This is a genomic window from Mycobacterium sp. 134, from assembly GCF_048282715.1.
Classification (GTDB): domain Bacteria; phylum Actinomycetota; class Actinomycetes; order Mycobacteriales; family Mycobacteriaceae; genus Mycobacterium; species Mycobacterium septicum.
This window is the reverse complement of sequence record NZ_JBLVUN010000008.1, coordinates 2,004,048-2,023,435: the sequence shown is the minus strand read 5'-3', so window position 1 is coordinate 2,023,435 and position 19,388 is coordinate 2,004,048. Positions and strand designations below refer to the sequence as shown.

At 66.3% G+C, this 19,388-nt stretch carries 20 protein-coding genes; 15 read left to right on the top strand and 5 right to left on the bottom strand.

The window, feature by feature from the left end; genetic code table 11:
- The first annotated feature begins 14 nt into the window (after positions 1 to 14).
- Positions 15 to 944 carry an SDR family NAD(P)-dependent oxidoreductase gene (locus ACNQVK_RS14560; RefSeq protein WP_418030066.1) on the top strand — a complete coding sequence of 310 codons (930 nt, stop codon included), beginning with the start codon at positions 15 to 17 and terminating at the stop codon, positions 942 to 944.
- Between the two features lie 188 nt (positions 945 to 1,132).
- Positions 1,133 to 2,446 carry a TetR/AcrR family transcriptional regulator gene (locus ACNQVK_RS14555; RefSeq protein ID WP_418030065.1) on the top strand — a complete coding sequence of 438 codons (1,314 nt, stop codon included), beginning with the start codon at positions 1,133 to 1,135 and terminating at the stop codon, positions 2,444 to 2,446.
- A 7-nt stretch (positions 2,447 to 2,453) separates the two neighbouring features.
- Here the strand turns inward: ACNQVK_RS14555 and ACNQVK_RS14550 are convergent, their stop codons facing one another.
- From ACNQVK_RS14550 to ACNQVK_RS14535, 4 genes are all read right to left on the bottom strand, one after another.
- Positions 2,454 to 3,536, bottom strand: a complete 1,083-nt coding sequence (locus ACNQVK_RS14550) for a dihydrodipicolinate reductase (protein WP_418030064.1) — start codon at positions 3,534 to 3,536, stop codon at positions 2,454 to 2,456.
- Positions 3,537 to 3,561: 25 nt separating this feature from the next.
- Positions 3,562 to 4,524 carry an LLM class flavin-dependent oxidoreductase gene (locus ACNQVK_RS14545; RefSeq protein ID WP_418030063.1) on the bottom strand — a complete coding sequence of 321 codons (963 nt, stop codon included), beginning with the start codon at positions 4,522 to 4,524 and terminating at the stop codon, positions 3,562 to 3,564.
- 113 nt (positions 4,525 to 4,637) lie between these two features.
- Positions 4,638 to 5,813, bottom strand: coding sequence for an acyl-CoA dehydrogenase family protein (locus ACNQVK_RS14540; protein WP_418030062.1), 1,176 nt, complete (start codon positions 5,811 to 5,813; stop codon positions 4,638 to 4,640).
- A complete protein-coding gene (locus ACNQVK_RS14535; protein ID WP_418030061.1) occupies positions 5,814 to 6,818 on the bottom strand; it encodes an acyl-CoA dehydrogenase family protein in 1,005 nt (334 codons plus the stop codon).
- A gap of 278 nt (positions 6,819 to 7,096) precedes the next feature.
- On the opposite strand from ACNQVK_RS14535, the gene ACNQVK_RS14530 reads away from it, so the two are divergent.
- Genes ACNQVK_RS14530 through ACNQVK_RS14515 form a run of 4 tightly spaced genes read left to right on the top strand, consistent with a single transcriptional unit; the run spans position 7,097 to position 10,699 of the window.
- Positions 7,097 to 8,218 carry an amidohydrolase family protein gene (locus tag ACNQVK_RS14530; protein ID WP_418030060.1) on the top strand — a complete coding sequence of 374 codons (1,122 nt, stop codon included), beginning with the start codon at positions 7,097 to 7,099 and terminating at the stop codon, positions 8,216 to 8,218.
- 20 nt (positions 8,219 to 8,238) lie between these two features.
- A complete protein-coding gene (locus ACNQVK_RS14525; protein WP_418030059.1) occupies positions 8,239 to 9,393 on the top strand; it encodes an amidohydrolase family protein in 1,155 nt (384 codons plus the stop codon).
- A complete protein-coding gene (locus ACNQVK_RS14520; RefSeq protein ID WP_409551561.1) occupies positions 9,393 to 9,785 on the top strand; it encodes a Rieske (2Fe-2S) protein in 393 nt (130 codons plus the stop codon). Before ACNQVK_RS14525 ends, ACNQVK_RS14520 begins: the two co-directional genes overlap by 1 nt.
- Positions 9,786 to 9,838: 53 nt before the next feature.
- Positions 9,839 to 10,699 (top strand): alpha/beta fold hydrolase, encoded by an 861-nt coding sequence (locus ACNQVK_RS14515; protein ID WP_418034164.1) that lies wholly within the window; start codon positions 9,839 to 9,841, stop codon positions 10,697 to 10,699.
- Positions 10,700 to 10,722: 23 nt separating this feature from the next.
- On the opposite strand, the gene ACNQVK_RS14510 is transcribed toward ACNQVK_RS14515, so the two are convergent.
- Positions 10,723 to 11,196, bottom strand: a complete 474-nt coding sequence (locus ACNQVK_RS14510; RefSeq protein ID WP_418030058.1) for a hypothetical protein — start codon at positions 11,194 to 11,196, stop codon at positions 10,723 to 10,725.
- 33 nt (positions 11,197 to 11,229) lie between these two features.
- Here ACNQVK_RS14510 and ACNQVK_RS14505 point away from each other — a divergent pair, with 33 nt between their 5' ends.
- The 9 genes from ACNQVK_RS14505 to ACNQVK_RS14465 all read left to right on the top strand — a co-directional run bounded on the left by ACNQVK_RS14505 (position 11,230) and on the right by ACNQVK_RS14465 (position 19,356).
- Positions 11,230 to 12,531, top strand: a complete 1,302-nt coding sequence (locus ACNQVK_RS14505; protein ID WP_418030057.1) for an NADH-ubiquinone oxidoreductase-F iron-sulfur binding region domain-containing protein — start codon at positions 11,230 to 11,232, stop codon at positions 12,529 to 12,531.
- The gene (locus ACNQVK_RS14500; protein WP_044522330.1) at positions 12,528 to 12,749 is read left to right on the top strand and encodes a ferredoxin; all 222 of its coding nucleotides are present in this window, start codon (positions 12,528 to 12,530) and stop codon (positions 12,747 to 12,749) included. Before ACNQVK_RS14505 ends, ACNQVK_RS14500 begins: the two co-directional genes overlap by 4 nt.
- A 94-nt stretch (positions 12,750 to 12,843) precedes the next feature.
- Positions 12,844 to 14,499: a thiolase C-terminal domain-containing protein gene (locus ACNQVK_RS14495; protein ID WP_418030056.1), complete on the top strand. Its 1,656-nt coding sequence runs from the start codon at positions 12,844 to 12,846 to the stop codon at positions 14,497 to 14,499.
- 3 nt (positions 14,500 to 14,502) lie between these two features.
- The gene (locus tag ACNQVK_RS14490) at positions 14,503 to 15,396 is read left to right on the top strand and encodes an alpha/beta fold hydrolase (protein ID WP_418030055.1); all 894 of its coding nucleotides are present in this window, start codon (positions 14,503 to 14,505) and stop codon (positions 15,394 to 15,396) included.
- Positions 15,396 to 16,214, top strand: coding sequence for an NAD(P)-dependent oxidoreductase (locus ACNQVK_RS14485; protein ID WP_418030054.1), 819 nt, complete (start codon positions 15,396 to 15,398; stop codon positions 16,212 to 16,214). The genes ACNQVK_RS14490 and ACNQVK_RS14485 overlap by 1 nt, the downstream gene beginning before the upstream one ends.
- Complete coding sequence (locus tag ACNQVK_RS14480; RefSeq protein ID WP_418030053.1) at positions 16,214 to 17,002, top strand: NAD(P)-dependent oxidoreductase; 789 nt, start codon at positions 16,214 to 16,216, stop codon at positions 17,000 to 17,002. Before ACNQVK_RS14485 ends, ACNQVK_RS14480 begins: the two co-directional genes overlap by 1 nt.
- A 149-nt stretch (positions 17,003 to 17,151) precedes the next feature.
- Entirely contained in the window at positions 17,152 to 18,354 is a 1,203-nt protein-coding gene (locus ACNQVK_RS14475; RefSeq protein ID WP_418030052.1) for a cytochrome P450, read from the top strand.
- A gap of 31 nt (positions 18,355 to 18,385) precedes the next feature.
- Entirely contained in the window at positions 18,386 to 18,586 is a 201-nt protein-coding gene (locus ACNQVK_RS14470; protein WP_044522319.1) for a ferredoxin, read from the top strand.
- A 2-nt stretch (positions 18,587 to 18,588) separates the two neighbouring features.
- On the top strand, positions 18,589 to 19,356 hold the full coding sequence (locus ACNQVK_RS14465) for an alpha/beta fold hydrolase (RefSeq protein WP_418030051.1): 768 nt from the start codon (positions 18,589 to 18,591) through the stop codon (positions 19,354 to 19,356).
- Positions 19,357 to 19,388 lie beyond the last annotated feature (32 nt).

The window sequence follows — 19,388 nt, the reverse complement described above, 5'->3', positions numbered from 1 at the left end:
GCAAGGGCTACAAAGTGATCGACTTCAACGACCAGGTCGCCGTGGTGACCGGCGCCGGACGCGGCCTCGGCCGGGAGTATGCGCTCGAACTGGCACGGCGCGGGGCCGCTGTCGTGGTCAACGACCTCGGCGGCACGATGACGGGCCAAGGCTCCGACGCCGCGGTCGCCGATCAGGTCGTCGAGGAGATCACGGCCTCCGGCGGCACCGCCGTGGCATCCTACGATTCGGTCGACAGCCCGGAGGGCGGTGAGGCGATCGTGCGCACCGCGGTCGAACGCTTCGGCCGGCTCGACGCCGTGGTCAGCAATGCCGGCATCTTCAACAGCATCCCGTTCGACGAGCTGTCCGCCGAAGAGTGGCGGCGCATGTTGAGCGTTCACCTCGACGGCGGGTTCTACCTCGCCCAGCCCGCCTACCGCGTGATGAAGAGCCAGGGCTACGGCCGGTTCGTGTTCGTCGCCTCGTCGGCGGGGATGTTCGGCCAGCACCTCGAGGCGCACTACGCCGCGGCCAAATCCGGGCTGGTCGGGTTGACCAACGTGATCGCGCTCGAGGGCGCACCGCACGGGATTCTGGCCAACACCGTGCTGCCGTTCGGTATCTCGCGAATGGTCACCGAGACCCTGGGCGATCCGAAAGTCCTTGAGGACAACGGCTTCTTCAAGGCGATCCGGCCGGAACTGGTCGCCCCGCTGGTGGTGTACCTGGCCAGCCGCGACTGCGGGCTCAGCCACCAGAACTTCTCGGCCTGCGCAGGGCGCTTCGCCCGCGTGTTCGTCGGTTTGGGCGAGGGCTGGATGGCGCCACCGGACTCGGACCCGAGCGCCGACGACATCGCCGCGCACCTTTCGGAAGTCGCTGCGACCGAGCCGTTCACGATTCCGGGATCGATCTACGACGAGGTGTTCGGGGTGACCGAACGGCTCGGCGTCACTGCGTGAGCCGGGCGGCGGCGTTGCGGTCGACACGTTCGGCGCAACTTCGCTGACGCCGGGCGCGAGTGCTCTACCGGCGCATATGGCTGCACGGGATCCCCAGCGCACCAGCACTGTTCTGGTAGCCTCTAACCAAATATTGGGTCAGTCACCCAAATCGTATGACGGGAGCCAGCAATCATCGTGGAGTCGCTGTGGGCCGTCCCCAGGTAACGCCTGGGGAGCGCAGGACGCTCAAGCGCACCCCAGGTCGCGCAATCGACGCCGGCTCCGCTGCTGAGGATCGCACGCGCCGGACCGAGATCCTCGAGACCGCTGCCACGTTGATCGCCACGTCGGGCCTCCGTACCTCACTGCAAGAGATCGCGGATGCGGCAGGCATTCTGCCGGGCAGCCTGTACCACCATTTCGAATCCAAGGAAGCGATCCTGGTGGAACTGCTCGAGCGGTATCACGAGGACCTCGACCGCATCGCCGGGCAGGCCCAGAGCCGGTTGGACGGTCCCGATCCGGCGTCGCCGTTCGACCGTATCGCCGAACTCGGCTCGGATATCGCGCGGTGCGCCGTCGCACACCGGGCCGCGCTCCAGATGTCGTTCTACGAGAGCCCGAGTTCCAACCCCGACCTCGTCGCACTGGCCCAGCGCCGCCCGACTGCCACGCTGGACGCCATGCAGCAGACCCTGCGGGCCGCTCGTTGGGCCGGTTACCTGCGGCCGGACGTAGACCTGGCCGTACTGGCCGACCGGATCTGCCAGTCCATGCTGCAGGTCGGACTCGACGTCATGCGCCACAATGCCGCACCGGAGAAGGTCGCTACCCTGCTGTGCCGGATCTTGCTGGAAGGCTTGTCCACCGGTCAGCCCGCCGATGCCGAGCTCGACAAGTCCGTCCCGTTCATGGCAGCCGACGACGTGGTTCGGAGCTGGATCGAGGAGGCCGAGACCGATGACAAGACCGCCCACATCCGGGCGGTGGCACGGGCCGAGTTCGGCCGGCGCGGCTACGAGGGTACGACCGTGCGGGATATCGCTTCGGCGGCAGGCATGGGTACCGGCACGGTGTACCGGCTCATCGGGTCGAAGGACGAACTACTGGCGGCGATCATGCAGTCCTTCGGCGAGAAGATCGCGGTGGGCTGGACGGAGGTCCTCGGATCCGAGGGCACCACCATCGAAAAGCTCGACGCGCTGAGCTGGATCCACACCAACGCGCTGGACCAGTTCGGAGACGAGTTCCGGATCCAGTTGGCGTGGATGCGCCAGTCGCCGCCGGACACCCCCAACCCCGGCTGGCTGTTCATGCAGCGTGTCAAGCAGGTCAAAGCGCTTCTCGCCGCAGGGATCAAAGCCGGTGAGATCAGTATCGACAGCCCCTCGAACGAGATCCTGGCCCGGTCGGTCATCGGCGTGGGATGGATACCGGAGAACATTCTTCGGCAGTTGGGCACCCGCGCATCGCAGATCCACGTCCGGGACACCAGCCTGCGCGGTGTGATCGTCCGCTGATCACGGACTAGTCGAAAGCGTACCGTGGCAACGTGTTCGGGATATCGACCGAGCTCAGCAAGCCCGCAGGCGCGTCGACAACGTAGGGGATCGCGTTGACCACCCGCATAGCGGTGGCGGCCATCGCCGCCTGCCCGGCACCGTACCCCTCGTCCTCCCCCAAGTTCATCGCACAGTGGATGTCGGGATCACCCTTGATATCCACCCGGTAGGTGGCGTCGAATTCCGATGCCTGCCAATCGGGTGCGACGTCGCGCGACATCCGGATGATGTGCTCGACGACGATGGCCTCACGCCCGTTGACCACACCGGCCGCACGCGTGCACACCGCACCGCAGGTTCCGGCGCCGATGGTCCCGAACGCCACCGTGATGTCGCGGTCGGTGATCCTGCGATCGAGCGAACCCCGGATCTCGGACACCTCGGCCCCGAGCGCATCGGCGATCATGTGAATCGGTGCTTTCCACGCCATCTCGATGAATCCAGGGGTTTTGAGCATCGGCTCGAAATCCAGCGGGCGCCCGAAACCCATCCCGTCCATCATCACGTCGGCGACCGGGTAGTGATCGTTGAGGGACACCTCGGTGACCGTGAGGCGGTCGATCTTCTTCGATTGTGTTGCCAGCATCAGCGCCAGTTGATCCGAGCCGAATCCGGGGAAGACCCCTGAGGCGTAGAACGAACAGTTCCCGACCTTGGCGGCAGCGTCCAACTGATCGCGCCATTCCGCTGAATAGTAGGCCGGCGGGTACACCAGTCCGGTCGATGTCGTTGACACCACGTTGATTCCGGCGTTCAACAGTCGCACGTAGTCGGGCACAGCGCCGGCATCGCGGTCTGGCCCACTCGCCGCGTACACCACACAGTCGGGGGCCGACGCGATCAGCGCCTCGGCGTCATCGGTGGCCGGCACGCCGAGGGGCGCACGCCCCGCGAGCACACCCGCGTCATGCCCGACCTTCGACGGCGAATGCACCCACACACCGGCCAGCTCGAGATCCGGGCGCCGGGCGATCGCGTCGATAGCGATCGATCCGACGCCGCCCGTCGACCAGACGACGGTCCGCAGGGGTCGCAAAGTTCCTGTCACGCTTGACTCCTCATCCGACTTTCGGTCATGCGCGTTCGGATGCCATGACGGCCCGTTCCAGGTAGAACCAGGCGACGTCGGGCGGTAACCCTCCGCACAGCGGTAGCAGGGGCAACGGTCTGCCGGCACGGATGTAACCGGCGGCCTCGTCGACGGTCAGGATCTGATAGGGGCCGCCTGGCCGCCGCAGTTCCGGCACGGTCTGGGCGCGCGAGATGCTGGCGACCGCGTTGTCCCCCTTCCGATAGGCCGCGGCGGTGAGGACGTCGTGAAGTAGGAAGGGGCCCAGCTCATCCCATGCCCGGTCCGCGTCGTCGGCCACGAACACCGCAGTGGGCGTGTTCGGCGCAGGCAACTGGACCACACCGGGTTCGTGGCCGTTGGCGCGGCATTCGGACTCGTAGAACTCCCTGAGTCCCGGGGTCGCGGACTGCGAGATGAACCCGAGGCCGTGGCGGGCCGCACGTCGCGCCGCGGCCCGGGTGCCGCCCGCGATGAGCAGGTACGGTCCCGACGGACTCGCACATCCGGGTGTGACCGTGATTCGCCGGCCGTCATGGTCGACGGTCTCCCCCGCCAACAGACGAAGCAACAGCGCCACCTTCTCGTCGGCCAGCTTGCCGCGTGCGCTCATCTCCACACCGAAATGTTCGTATTCCTCGGCACGATGCCCGATGCCGAAGGCGTACGAGACCCGGCCACCGCTGATGATGTCCAGCGCGCAGATCTCCTCGGCCAGGCGGACCGGATCCCAGAACGGAATCGGCACCGCGGCAAGCAGAATCGGTATTCGATCGGTACGGGCGGCAATCGCCGATGCGAGGACTGTCGGCGCGGCGAGGTGCCCGTCGGCGGTGCCGTGGTGCTCCGACAGCACTGCCATCACCGCGCCGCGCGTCTCGGCCCATGCGCACATGTCGATCGCGGCGCCGTAGAGGTCAGTCGTCGAGGTATGCGGCGCACGCATGTCGAATCGCAGCGTGAACATCACGCCGACTGTAACCTAAGTTTTGTTCCGCGTCACCGGTAGCCGCGAGCAGGCGCAAATGTCCCCGAGACCGATGATCCCGGGGACATTTGCGTCTGCTCGGCGTGACGAACTCAGCGGCGCGGCAGCCCCAGCACCTGGGTGGCGATGATGTTGCGCTGGATCTCGGAAGTCCCGCCGGCGATGGTGCCGCCGAAGCTTCTGGCGTAACGCTCGAACCAGCTCGCGAAGTAGTGGTCGAGGTTCATGTGCTCGTACGGACCCGAGGTGGTCGGGTGGATCAACCCGTCGGGACCGGCCGAGGTCAGCGCATTCTCGAACGCGTTGCGCTCGGCTTCGGATCCGAACAGCTTGAGCACCGACACCGACGCGGTGTCCGCCTCGCCGCGTGAGGCCTTCGCCAGCGCCGCGGATCCCATGGCCCGCAAGGCCTGGTAGTCCATGATCGTGGTGGCGTACTGGTCACGCTCCAGCTCGGTCTTGGGCTGGAAGTCGGCCAGCATGTTGTCGATCCGGTCGGCGAAACCGAGCCACATCATCGTGCGCTCGTGCCCGAGCGAACCGTTGGCCACTCCCCATCCGCCGTTGAGCGGACCGACAAGGTTCTCGGCCGGCACCCGGGCGTCGGTGAAGAACACCTCGTTGAAGTCGAGATTCTCCTCACCGGTCATGTCCGCGAACGGCCGGCACACCACTCCGGGGGTGTCTGTCGGGATGATCAGCACGCTGATTCCCTTGTGCTTCGGGGCATCCGGGTCGGTACGCACGAAAGTCAGCAGCCAGTCGGCGTCATGAGCGCCCGAGGTCCACACCTTCTGTCCGTTTACGACGAAGTGGGTCCCGTCCAGTACGGCGCGCGTGCGCAGCGACGCCAGGTCCGAGCCCGCACTCGGCTCGCTCATCCCCAGCGAGGCGGTCTTCTCACCGCGCAGCACGGGTACCGCCCAGCGGCGCTTCTGCTCGTCGGAACCGAACGTGAGCAGTGATGCCGCAATGATGTTGACGCCCTGCGGGTTGAAGCTGTGGTAGATCCGGCGGCGGCACAGCTCGTCGAGGTGGACGAAGGTCTGCACCACCGACGCGTTTCGCCCGCCGAACTCAGGCGGCTGGGCCGGGAGCAGCCAACCGTTGTCGAACAGCAGCCGCTGCCAGTCGCGGGCCCACTGCGGCATGTGCGACACCGACCGGGGCCGCTCGAGCGTCTGCGCCTCCGAGGGCAGGTTGGCATCGAGGAATGCGGAGAACTCGGCGCGGAACTCCTCGACGTCGGAATCGAATGTCAGCTGCATTTACAGGCCCCTGTAGGTCGTGCGGTATTCGGCGGCGATCAACGCGCGGTGCTCGGCGGCGCCGCCCAACAGGAGCTCGCCCGCCTTGGCCCGCTTGAGCGCAAACTGCACATCGTTCTCCCAGGTGAAGCCCATGGCCCCGAACAGCTGCAGGCCATGACGGAACACCACGGCCTGGCACTCCCCGGCGGCGGCCTTGGCCATCGCCGATGCCAGCCGCCTGCGCGGGTCGTCGGCGGCGATGGTCAGCGCGGCGAAATACGAGAGTGCCCGGGCTCTTTCGATGGCCACGTGCATGTCGACGGCCTTGTGCTGCACGGCCTGGAACGACCCGATCGCCACACCGAACTGCTGCCGCTGCTTGACGTGTTCGAGGGCCAGATCGAGAACCCGCTGGCAGGCTCCGACCATCGTGACGGCTATGCCGGTCAGGGCCAGGTGACGCGCCTTCTCCGTATCCACGTGAATACGATCCGCGTCATCGACATGCACGTCGTCGAACGACACCTCCGCCACGTGCAGCACCGGATCGAACACCGGGCTGCGCTTGGCGGAAACCTTGGCGGCGTCGACCAGGAACACACCACCGTCGGTCACGACAGCCAGGTTCTGGGCACGGTCCCCTTCGAGGACGTGATGGGCGGTTCCGGTCAGCACCCAGCCGGTGGCATCCCGGTTGGCCGTCACACCGCTGTACACCGCGGTGCCGGCCTTGGCCGCGTCGAAGCGGTCCCCCGCCAGCGGCGCATATTGCGTCATGGTCGCCAGGTACGGCGTCAGGTCGGTGGCCCGGCCGAGCTCCTCGAGCACGATGGCCAGTTCCACCGCATTCTCCGAGTCGGTGAGCTCGGTCCAGCCCTGGTCGACATAGCTCTGCCACAGCGGTGTCGGATCGACACCCTGCTCAGCCACTTCACGGACCAGCGTGGCCGGGCACTGTTTGGTCACCGCGTCACGCACGGTTTCCTGCCATAGCCGCTGATCGGCATCAAATTCGAGTAGCAACCGCCGCCTCCTGCCGCACTGTCACGTTCGAAATGAGAATAGCATTCTCTTTCTATGGTGTGACCTTCTCCTCTAGCAAGTACCGGTTCTCCGCAGTAGTCCGCTGTGCAGGTGACCAGCACTGGCAATTACCTGCGACAAACGGCCGAGACGTTCCGAGAACTATGTTCTTGCCATAGAAGAATATGGATCTAGACTGGCTGTAAGATCCGGCGCGAGAGGCACGTCGTCGTCAGCGCGTGCGCAGCTCGTTTCCGGACGGATATCGGAGGACAGTCTTGGTAATCAAAGACCCGGCGCAGCCCGGCAGTGCGGGAACGCCCCTGATCGACGCGAGCGTGCACGTCTTCTTCGGTTCGAACAAGGACCTGCGGCAGAACTTCCTGAAGGAACCGTTCGCCAGCCGCGGCTTCCCCGACTACGAGATGAACTGGTACGGCGCACCGGGTGGCGAATATGCCAAGGACACCAAGGGGCCCGATCGCCAGTACCCCGGTTCCGATCCCGATATCGCCGCGCGGCATCTGTTCACCGACCGCGGCGTGGACATCGCAATCCTGCACCCGATGACCCGCGGCATCATGCCCGACCGTCACCTCGGAACCGCACTGGCCGCCGCGCACAACGCGATGATGGTGACCCGCTGGCTCGAGCACCCTGAACACGGCGAGCGGTTCCGCGGCACCATCCGGGTCAACCCGGATGACATCGTCGGCGCCTTGCGCGAGATCGACAAGTACAAGGACCACCCGCGTGTGGTGCAGATCGGCATCCCGATGCAGTCGCGGGAGCTGTATGGCAAGCCGCAGTTCTGGCCGTTGTGGGAGGCGGCGGCCGAGGCCGGCCTGCCGGTGGCCGTCCACATCGAGGGCGGGGCCGGCATCCAGTTCGCGCCGACCCCGTCAGGCAAGACCCGGACCTATGAGCAGTACCTGGGCTTCATGGCGCTCAACTACATCTATCACCTGATGAACATGATCGCCGAGGGCGTGTTCGAGCGGACGCCCACGTTGAAGTTCGTCTGGGCCGACGGCGCCGCGGACATGTTGACCCCGTTCATGTGGCGCATGGATTGCTTCGGCCGTCCCCACCTCGAGCAGACCCCCTGGGCGCCCAAGATGCCCAGCGACTACCTGCCCGGGCACGTCTACTTCGTCCAGGGTGCCCTTGACGGTCCCGGTGACACCGAATTCGCCGGCGAGTGGTTGAGCTTCACCGGCAAGGAAGACATGGTGATGTTCGGCTCCAGCTACCCGCACTGGCAGCTCAACGAACCCGAGATCCCGAGCGCGTTCAGCACCGAACAACGCGAGAAGTTGTTGTGGCGCAACGCCGCAGAGCTATATGGGTTATCGGATGCGGTTGCATCCGGTTCAACGTCCGCGGTTGCGGCACGGTAGAGGCAGTGAGGACAGCCCTTATGACAACCACGCAGCCGATCACGACAAACCCGCGGGTGCCGGCTACCGAGCGGATTGCGGTCCGGTGCGTCGACTCCGACGTACACCCCATGCCGCGGCGCGGTGAGCTGATCGAGTACATCCCGGAACCCTGGCGCACCAAGTACTTTCTGAACCACAAGGTCGGCGAGCAGATCTACTACGACGCACCGGATTACGCACACGCCTATGCGATGCGAGTGGACGCTTTCCCGCCGGACGGTGAATTCGCTTGTAGCGATCCGGACATGGCGCTGCGTCAGCTCATCATGGAGGCCGGCTCCGACATCGCCATCCTCGAGCCAACGCACTCCGAGCACCGGCTCGGTGAAGCCACTGCGGCCTACTGCACCGCCACCAACCTGTGGCTGGCCAACCATTGGCTCGACAGCCACAACAACTGGCACGAGCGCTGGCGCGGATCGGTCTGTGTGGCAATCGAGGAGCCACAGTTGGCGGTGGCCGAGATCGAGCAGTGGGCCGAACACCCGTACATGGCGCAGGTTCTGATCAAGGCCGAACCGCGGCCGTCATGGGGCGACCCGAAGTACGACCCGATCTGGGCCGCGGCCACCAAGCACGACATCACCGTGAGCTGCCACCTGTCCCGCGGCGAGTACGAGACCCTGCCGCTTCCTCCGGTCGGATTGCCCAGCTACAACCACGACTTCATGGTCAGCTACTCGCTGCTGGCGGCCAACCAGGTGATGAGCCTGATCTTCGACGGGGTCTTCGACCGGTTCCCCACACTGCGCATCGTGTTCGTCGAGCACGCCTTCACCTGGATCCTGCCGCTGATGTGGCGCATGGACGCCATCTACGAGAAGCGCAAGGGCTGGATGGACATCAAGCGGAAGCCCAGTGAATACGTCAAGGACCACATCAAATTCACCACCCAGCCGCTGGACTACCCCGAGGACAAGACCGAGCTGTCCCGGGCGTTCGAGTGGATGGAATGCGAGAAGATCCTGCTGTACTCCAGCGACTACCCGCACTGGACCTTCGACGACCCACGCTGGCTGGTCAAGCACCTGCCCGAACACGCCCGTGAGGCGATCATGTTCCGCAACGGCATCGCGACCTACAAGCTCCCGGAGACCGTTCCGGTCCTCGAGGGACAGGCTCGGGTCTTCTGATGGCAGAACCCGACAAGCGCCCCCGGCTCGCGCAGGGACGCGAGCACGTCGTCGCAACGGTCGACGAAATCCCGCCAGGCACACACAAACTGGTACCGATCGGACGCCACGGCGTCGGTGTGTACAACGTCAACGGCACGTTCTATGCCATCGCCAACTACTGCCCGCACGAGGGCGGCCCCCTGTGCTCGGGCCGGGCACGGGGCCGCACCGTGGTCGACGACGACGTACCCGGCGACGCAGTGATGGTGCGCGACAAGGAGTTCATCTACTGCCCATGGCACCAATGGGGTTTCGAGCTGGCAACCGGCACCACCGCGGTGAAGCCGGAATGGAGTATCCGTACGTACCCGGTCCGTGTGGTTGGAGATGATGTGTTGGTGATGGCGTGAGTGAAATTCAGTTGGCCCTGGGAACCCCCGAGCTCAAGCCTGGCGAGAAGACCATGGAGATCAATGGCGGCAATGTCGTCTACGAAATCCTCGGCGACAAGGGTGATTTCATCGCGCTGACTCCCGGTGGCCGGTTCAGCAAGGACATTCCGGGATTGCGCCCGCTGGCCGAAGCCCTGGTCGAGGGTGGCTACCGGGTGCTGCTGTGGGACCGGCCCAACTGCGGGCGCTCCGATGTGCAGTTCTACGGCCAGAGCGAATCGCACATGCGTGCCGAGACGCTCTACCGGCTGATCACCGCACTCGATATCGGGCCGTGTTTCATCCTCGGCGGCTCAGGTGGAGCGCGGGACTCGATGCTGACCACCATGCTGTACCCGGAGATCGTCCGAAAGCTGGTGGTGTGGAACATCGTCGGCGGCGTGTACGGCTCGTTCGTACTCGGTGGCCACTACGTGACGCCGAGCATCCTGGCGGTACGAGGACTCGGTATCAAGGGATTGCTGAACGTGCCGGAATGGCGCGAACGGATCGCGGAGAACCCGGCGAACCGGCAGCGCCTGCTCGACCTCGATGAAGACGAGTTCCTCAAGGTCATGCTCCGCTGGCTCAACGCGTTTGTCTCGAAACCCGGCCAGACCATTCCCGGTGTCCCCGATGAGATGTTCGACAACATCACCGTGCCCACCCTGATCATCCGGGGCGGCGAGAACGACTGGGACCACCCCAAACGCACCTCGCTTGAGGTGAGCTGCCTGATCAAGGGCTCCAAGTTGATCGACCCACCGTGGCCCGAGGACGCCTGGGAGCGGGCCGGGGAGAAGTTCGCGCAGAGCGGCGGTAAGACGTTCTGCCTGTTCGACACATGGGTCCAGGCCGCCCCGGCGATCATCGACTTCCTGGGGTCGACGTGAAGTCGGTGACGTCTGCCGAGTGCTCACACCGTCCGGATGTGCACCTCGCAGTTCAGCGAAGCCTCCAGAGCGGTGTGGATGCGGCTTTCCGGGATGCGTGTCAGGTCGGCCTTGTCCAGGGTCACCGTCACCACATCCCAGCCCTCCACGTCGACAGAACGAACGATCTCACCGGACAGTCCGAACCCCGCCAGCACACCGCGGGCATCCTCGTCGGTCCCGCGGCTGACGAAGGTGACCACTCCGGGGCTGGGCGCGGTGCCGAAAGCCTTGGCACACAGTTCCATCGCGATGGCCTGCAGCTCTGGTGCGTCGTTGCCGGCGATCAGCACCTCGACCTCGCGGCGATTCGCGGGCAGTCCGGCGAGTTGGTTGTCCAGCACCTCGGCGCCACGTTCACCCAGCAACTCGCGAAGCGTTGCCATGCCGTCGGATAACTCCTGCGCCCCGAGCTCACCGGCCGGGTCGACTCCGACGCGCACCACCGCAGTTCTCATGCCGGTAAGCCTAACCGGGGACGGGATGTGACCATGACAGCCGAACTGACGGTCGCGGCATGGCCGGGAATCACCCCGCGCCTCCTGCGCGACGGACCGGAAGGCCTGAGCGACTATCGACAGGCCGGGGGCTATGGCGCCCTTACTGATCCGCAGCGGTTACTGGACGAGGTACAGGCGAGTGGATTGCTGGGCCGGGGCGGTGCGGCTTTCCCGATGGCGGTGAAGCTGCGCACGGTCCGCGACAACGGGCAGCGGGGCGGCGGCGCCAAGACCGGCTCAGTCGTGATCGCCAACGGCGAAGAGGGTGAACCGGCCTCGATCAAAGACCGCTGGTTGCTGCGCAACCGCCCCCATGCGGTGCTGGACGGCCTGCGACTGGCCGCCGGGATCGTCGGTGCCGATCGCGTCGTGGTGTACGTATCGGATCCCCGCGCCGCCGAGAGCGTCGAGCGCGCGCTCGCCGAGCTTTCCGGCCATCTGGACGGGATGGCAGTCGAATTACTCACCGTCACTCCGGGTTACGTCGCCGGCGAAGAAACCGCCGCCGTACACGTGGTCAACGGAGGACCGGCGAAACCGACGGACAAGCCACCGCGCCCGTTCGAGGAGGGGGTGGATGGCAAGCCGACGCTGATCAGCAATGTCGAGACGCTGGCCCACCTGGCATTCCTCCATCAGCACGGCGCCCGGACGTTCCGGGAACTGGGCACCGAGGCCTCGCCCGGCACCTTCCTGGCCACGATCACCGGGGCCGGACGCGTGCCCGCGCTGTACGAACTACCACACGGCATCGCCTTCGCCGATCTGCTGACCCTGCACGGGGTGTCCCCCGAAAAAGTCCACGGGGCGCTGATGGGCGGGTACTTCGCCGGACTGGTCAACCGCGACATCGTCGGGATCACACTGGATCACGAGTCGGTGCGGGCCCTCGGCAGCGGGTTGGGCTGCGGCGCGATCGGCATTCTCACCGATGACTGCCCGGTGGCGGTCGCGGCGTCGGTACTGGCGTACTTCGACCGCGAAAACGCCGGCCAGTGCGGTTCGTGCTTCAACGGAACGGCCGCCATGGCAGCCGTCGCCACGGGCCTGCGCGACGGCCTGGCCACGCAGGAGGACCTGGACCGGCTCAAGCGGTGGTCGGTGGTGTTGCGCGGCCGTGGCGCCTGCGCCACGCTCGACGGTGCGGCCAATGTGGCGGCGAGCCTGCTGTCCCAGTTCCCCGACCTGGTGCAGCGTCACCTCGAAAATGGCTGTCAGACTTGCCGTTCCGGTGCATTCACTGCCGATCGGCCCTACGAGGTGGAGTCCGTGGAGGCGGTGGTGGCGGTATGAAGGTCAAGCTCGATCGCACGTTGTGCGATGGCTTCGGATTGTGCGCCAAGCACGCACCGGAGTACTTCCCGCTCGACGACTGGGGGTACGCCTCACTTCAGGGTGACGGCAACATTCCCGAGGCCGACGAGGACGCGGTCCGGCGTGCCCTGCTGGACTGCCCCGTGCACGCGATCATCGAGTTGAAGGACACCCGGGCACAGCGGGAGGCCGGCTGAGCCCGGCTCGAATACGTAGGTGCTGGATCACCGATCCCGGAAACTGGTAACGTGATTCTCCACACAGAATAACCCGCTTACCACCGGAGTCGAGTTGTCACAGATACCGGGACGTCCGCTCCCGACGGTCACCACGCTCAACGAGTACTTCTGGACCGCGGGCGCCGACGGGGTGCTGCGAATCCAGGAGTGCCAGGACTGCAGCGCCCTCATCCATCCGCCGCAGCCGGTCTGCCGCTATTGCCGCAGCCACAACATGGGTGTGCGCGACGTGTCCGGCCGGGCATCGCTGGCGGGATTCACTGTCAACCACCGGTTCGGTTTCCCCGATATGCCACCGCCGTATGTGGTGGCCGAGGTGGCCATCGCCGAGGATCCCCGGGTCCGGCTGACGACCAACATCGTCGACTGCGAGCCGGACGATCTGAAGCTGGGGATGCCGGTGGAGGTCGAGTTCCTGCACATCGAGGATGTCTGGCTGCCGGTGTTCAAGCCGTCGGCTGACACCACCTCCACCCCGCCGGTCGCCGAGCCCGTCGCTCCGCAGGACGTCGGCAAGTACGTCCGGCCGATGCTGACCAAGGAGAAGTTCGAGGACCACTCGGCCATCACCGGCATCGGCATGTCCGCCATCGGCCGCCGACTGATGGTGCCGCCGTTGTCACTGACCATCGAAGCCGCCGAAAAAGCGGTCGCCGACGCCGGTTTGACGTTCGACGACATCGACGGTTTGTCCACCTATCCGGGTCTGGACATCGCCGGCATGGGCGAAGGCGGCGTGACCGCGCTGGAGGGCGCGCTCGGGCTCCGGCCGACGTGGATCAACGGCGGCATGGACACGTTCGGTCCCGGAGGCTCGGTGATCGCGGCCATGATGGCCGTCGCCACCGGAATGGCCAAGCACGTCCTGTGTTTCCGCACCCTGTGGGAGGCGACCTTCGGTCAGCTGGTCAAGGAGGGCAAGATGTCCCCTCCGATGGGTGGCCGCACCAACAGCTGGCAGTACCCGTTCGGGTCCACCTCGGCGGCACACACGCTGGCACAGAACGCCGGTCGCCACTTCGACCGGTATGGCACGACGCGGGAGACGCTCGGCTGGATCGCGCTGAACCAGCGCGCCAACGCCGCGCTGAACCCGACCGCGATCTACCGCGATCCGATGACCATGGACGACTACCTGTCGGCCCGCATGATCACCACGCCGTTCGGCCTCTACGACTGCGACGTGCCGTGTGACGGCGCGGTGGCCGTCATCGTCTCCGCCGTCGATGTCGCGCGCGATCTCGCCAAGCCGCCGATCCTATTCGAGGCGGTGGGCACCCAGATCATCGAACGGTTGGACTGGGACCAGACCACGCTGACCCACGAACCGCAGGTGCTCGGGCAGAGCGCGCACATGTGGTCACGAACCTCGTTGCGCCCCAGCGATGTCGATGTCGCCGAGCTCTATGACGGGTTCAGCTTCAACTGTCTGTCCTGGCTGGAGGGTCTTGGCTTCTGCGGCATCGGAGAGGCCAAGGACTTCCTCGACGGCGGCCACAACATCGCCCGCGACGGCATCATCCCGCTCAACACCCACGGCGGCCAGCTCTCGCACGGCCGCACCCACGGGATGGGCCTCATCCACGAAGCCGTCACCCAGCTGCGCGGCGAGGCCGGTGAGCGCCAGGTGGCCGGCGCACGCGTCGCTGTGGCCAGCAGCGGGGGTCTGACCCCGAGCGGCGTGCTGCTGATGCGCAGGGACGACTGAGCCATGAGTAAGGCCGACCCGCACCCCAGGGTGGTGATGGTCGACGGCGTCCCGATGTCGGCCCTGGTCGCCGAGTCCCCCGACCCGCGCGCCGTCGTTGTCGCATTGCACGGCGGCGCCACCACGTCTGCTTACTTCGACTGCCCCGGGCACCCGGAGCTGTCGCTACTGCGCTTCGCGGTCGACCAGGGGTACACCGTGATCGCGCTGGATCGCCCCGGCTATGGCGCGTCGGCGGCCTACCCGGACGCCATGGCACGGCCCGAACAGCGGGTCGCGTTGGCGTTCGGCGCAATCCAGCGCATCGCCGGTGCGTCGGACCTGTTCGTTCTGGGCCATTCGATGGGCTGTGAGCTGGCCCTGCACCTGGCGGTGCAACGGCCCGAGGTGCTCGGCGTATCACTGGCCGGCACCGGCCGCCGCTACCACCCGGGGGCACAGGAGCTGCTGAAGGACGCCTCACCCGTGAATCGCCCGCGCGGTCTGCGTGAACTGCTGTGGGAGCCGGCCAGGCTCTACCCGTCGGACGTGGTCGGCGCCGGATTGTCAGCGGGCGGCACCGCTTACGAGGGCGATGTCATCAAAAGCTGGTCGCGGCAGGACTTTCCGGCCCTGGCCGGACAGACGAAAGTGCCGGTGCAGTTCCTCGCCGGCGAGCACGAGAACGTCTGGGAGTCCGATGCCGAGGCGCTGGCCGCGATCGGCGCGATGTTCACCGCCTCGCCCCGGGTCCAGACCGGTGAGCTCGCCGACAGCGGGCACAACCTCAGCGTGGGGCTGACCGCCGCGAGTTATCACCGCAAGGTTTTGTCCTTCGCCGAACAATGCGTAGCCGACCGCGGCCTCGAGCCGGTGACAGGCACTGTGAATACCGAACTGGAAGTGGAGGCAGGTTGATGCGAGTCGGATTTATCGGGCTGGGCAGCCAGGGCGCGCCGATGGCCCGGCGGATTGTCGAAGGCGGCTTCGAGACGACCCTGTGGGCCCGGCGCCTGGCGTCCCTGGAACCCTTCGCCGACACCGCGGCCAAGACCGCGGGCTCCCCCGCCGAACTGGCCGCAGCCAGTGATCTGGTGTGCCTGTGTGTGGTCGGCGACGACGACGTTCGCCAGGTGCTCGACGGCGAGAACGGTGTGCTGGCCGGACTGGCGCCCGGCGGCGTCATCGCCATCCACTCCACGGTGCACCCCGACACCTGTCGCGAGATCGCAGAAAAGGCTGCCGCCCATGGCGTTTCTGTCGTCGACGCTCCGGTGAGCGGCGGCGAGCCCGCCGCCTCGGCCGGCACCCTGCTGGTGATGGTCGGCGGCGCCGAGGAAGTCGTCGAGCGGGTGCGGCCGGTGTTCGCCACCTATGCCGATCCGATCGTTCACCTCGGCGGGATCGGCGCGGGCCAGGTCGCCAAGATCCTGAACAACCTGCTGTTCAGCGCCAACCTGGGTTCGGCCATGAGTGCGCTGGAACTCGGTGAGGCGCTGGGGGTTCCGCGCCAGGCGTTGTGCGAGGTGATCTCGCGCGGCTCAGCCACCAGTAAGGCGCTCAACAGCATCGCCATGTTCGGCGGGACGCTGGACAACCTGGCGCCGATCGCGGGGGCGCTGCTGCAGAAGGACTGCCGGCATGCCGCCAGCCTGGCCGACGACGCCTCGGCTCCCCAGGGCGCGGTATTCGACGCCGCCGACAACGCCCTGGCCATCATGAACCATCCCCGCTGATGCGCATCGGTTTCATCGGGGCAGGCCGGATGGGCGCTCCGATGGTGCGCCGCCTGGCCGACGCCGGACACCAGGTGCGGGCCTTGGGCCGCGACGACGAAAAGCGCGCTGCGATAGCCGGACTCGGCGCAGAGCCGGTAGATTCGGCGAGCGCTGCCGTCGCCGATGCCGACGTCACGATCGTCTGTGTGTTCACCGACGAACAGGTCCGCGAACTCTGCCCGGATCTGATCGACGAGATGCCGGCCGGTTCGGTGCTCGTGCTGCACACCACCGGCAGTCCCCGCACCGCCGAGGTCCTCGCCGAGCGCGGGGCCGCCCGCGGCATCGCCGTCGTCGACGCACCGGTCAGCGGCGGACCGCATGACATCGCGGCCGGCACCGTCACGGTGTTCGCCGGCGGTGACGAGGACGCGGTCGCTCGCGCCCGCGAAGTGCTGACCGCCTATGCCGATCCGGTACTGCACGTCGGTCCGGTCGGCGCCGGACAACGGGTGAAGCTGGTGAACAACGCGTTGTTCGCCGCGCAGATCGGTGCGGTGGCCGAGGGCGTGCGTCTGGGCGATCGACTGGGTATCGACGAGGCGACGCTGCTGACCGCGCTCACCCACGGCAGTGCGGCAAGCCGCGCGCTGGGCGGTATCGCCGCCACCGGCTCGGCAGACGCATTCATCGCCAGAGTCGGCGAATTCATCGGCAAAGACGTGGCGGTGGTCCGCAGAACCGCCTCTGAGCTGGACAGCGACCTGGGCCGTCTCGAGGACCTGCTCGACGCCGCACTCAAGTGACTTTGCGCGTCATCACGACCTGATCAGCACCCATTTTGTGCTTTTCAAACACCCCAGGAGGGTTTACTGTTAGCGTTACAGTTCAACAGTTTCCCGTAACGTTTCACAGCACTTCCGGCGCAGCCCGCCGCGAAGGAGGAGCCAGCCAAATGACCAAGGCCCAGGTGATTTTCGATCCGTTCTCCGAGGAGTTCTTCAACAACCCGTTCGACATGTACCGCCGGATGCGCCAGGACGCGCCGCTGTACTACAACGAGGACTCCGACTTCTATGCCCTGACGCGGCATGAGGACGTGTCGGCGGCCCTGAAGGACCACGAGGCGTTCTCCTCGTCGCGTGGCTGCGATCTGGCCATGGTGCAGAGCGCCGAGCCGCCACAGAAGTCGATCATCTTCATGGACCCGCCCGATCACCGGCACATGCGCAGCCTGCTCAACAAGGCGTTCACCCCGCGCATGATCCAGTCCCAGCGCGACACCGTGGTTGAGCAGATCGACTACCACCTCGGGTTGATCAAGTCCGACGAGTTCGATGTCGTCCAGGATTTCTCGGGCCCGTTCCCGGTCGAGGTCATCACCCGGATGGCCGGCGTCGACCCCGAGTACCGCCAGCAGGTCCGGCACTGGATCGACACCAGCCTGTCCCGTGAGCCCGGGCAGATCGGCTACTCAGAAGCCGGGATGCAGGCCAACATCGATACCGGCATCTACTACTACGGCCTGGTGCAGAAGCGCCGGGAAGACCCGCAGGACGACATGATCAGCCGGCTCATCGCCGCCGAGATCCCGGGCGAGGACGGCCAGATGCGCCGCCTCGACGACATCGAGATCACCGGGTTCGCCACCCTGCTCGGTGGGGCCGGCGCCGAGACCGTCACCAAACTCATCGGCACCGCCATGGTGCTGTTCGCGCGCAACCCCGAGCAGTGGCAGAAACTCCTCGACGACCGCGAGAAGGTGCCGGCCGCCATTGAGGAATTGCTGCGCTACGAGGGCCCGGTGCAGTACAACGTGCGCTACACCCTCAAGGAAGCCCACGTGCCCAGTGGCACCATCCCGGCGGGCAAGGCGGTGTTCCTGATCAGTGCCGCGGCCAATCGCGATCCCAACGCGTTCACCGACGCCGACGCCTTCGACATCGAGCGCGACCGCACGGAGGCACAGAACCTGGGGCTGGGCTACGGCATCCACAGCTGTCTCGGGGCCGCACTGGCCCGCATGGAGAGCGCCGTCGCGCTGGAGAAGTTGCTCGACTTCATGCCCCGCTACGAGGTGAGATGGGATGAGCTGCAGCGGGTTCACATGCAGAATGTGGCGGGTTACTCGCACGTGCCGGTGAGGGTGTTGCGGTGATGAGCGCTTGCGCGAAGAACAGAGGGCGCTGATGACCAAGAAGGTTCACGTCGATTTCGAGATCTGCGAGAGCAACGCGGTCTGTATGGGGATCATCCCCGAAGTGTTCGATCTCGACGATCAGGACTACCTCCACATCCTTCAGGAGGATGTCACGCCCGAGAACGAGGCGCTGATCCGCGAAGCGGTGCGCCAATGTCCCCGGCAGGCCATCTCGATCAAGGACGAGTAGGCGTGCGGTTCGTCTTCGTACACGGCGGTTTTCACGCGGCCTGGTGCTGGGAGCGGACCGTCGCCGAGTTGCAGAGCCTCGGTCACGACGGCGTCGCCGTGGACCTGCCCGGCCACGGCGCCCGGGTGGCCGAGGAATCAACCCTGGCCAACCGCCGCGCCGCGATCGTCGAGGTGATGCAGCCCGGGGATGTGCTGGTCGGACATTCCGGCGGCGGGTTCGACGCGACCCTGGCCGCCGATGCGGCCCCGGAACTGGTGGGCCACATCGTTTATCTGGCCGCGGCACTGCCCAGAGAAGGCCGGACGTATCCCGAGGCCATGGCCATGCGTTCGGCCGAGGACGATTTGGGTGGCGAGTTCGACGGTGATGTCGGTGAGATGCTGGGCTACCTGCATTTCGACGAGGAAGGCGCCATGCACTTCGCCGACTTCGACGGGGCGTGGCGCTACTTCTACCACGACTGCGACGAGGCAACGGCCCGTTGGGCTTTCGATCGCCTCGGCCCCGAGCGGTTCGGTGACACCACGGTGACGCCGGTGTCGGTGCCGCAGTTCTGGGCGGCCGACCTGCCTCGCAGCTTCATCCGCTGTCTGCAGGATCGCTCGATGCCGCAATGGCTGGCCGACACCGTCACCCGACGTCTCGGTGTCGAACAGCTGACCATCGACGCATCGCACTCGCCGTTCCTGAGCCGCCCGCGCGAGCTGGCCGAGTTGCTGGTGCACGCCACGACCACCACGCCGATCGCCGCGTTGACGCCAGCCTGATTCTCCGCGAGATCAACGCTATGGTCGCTTCT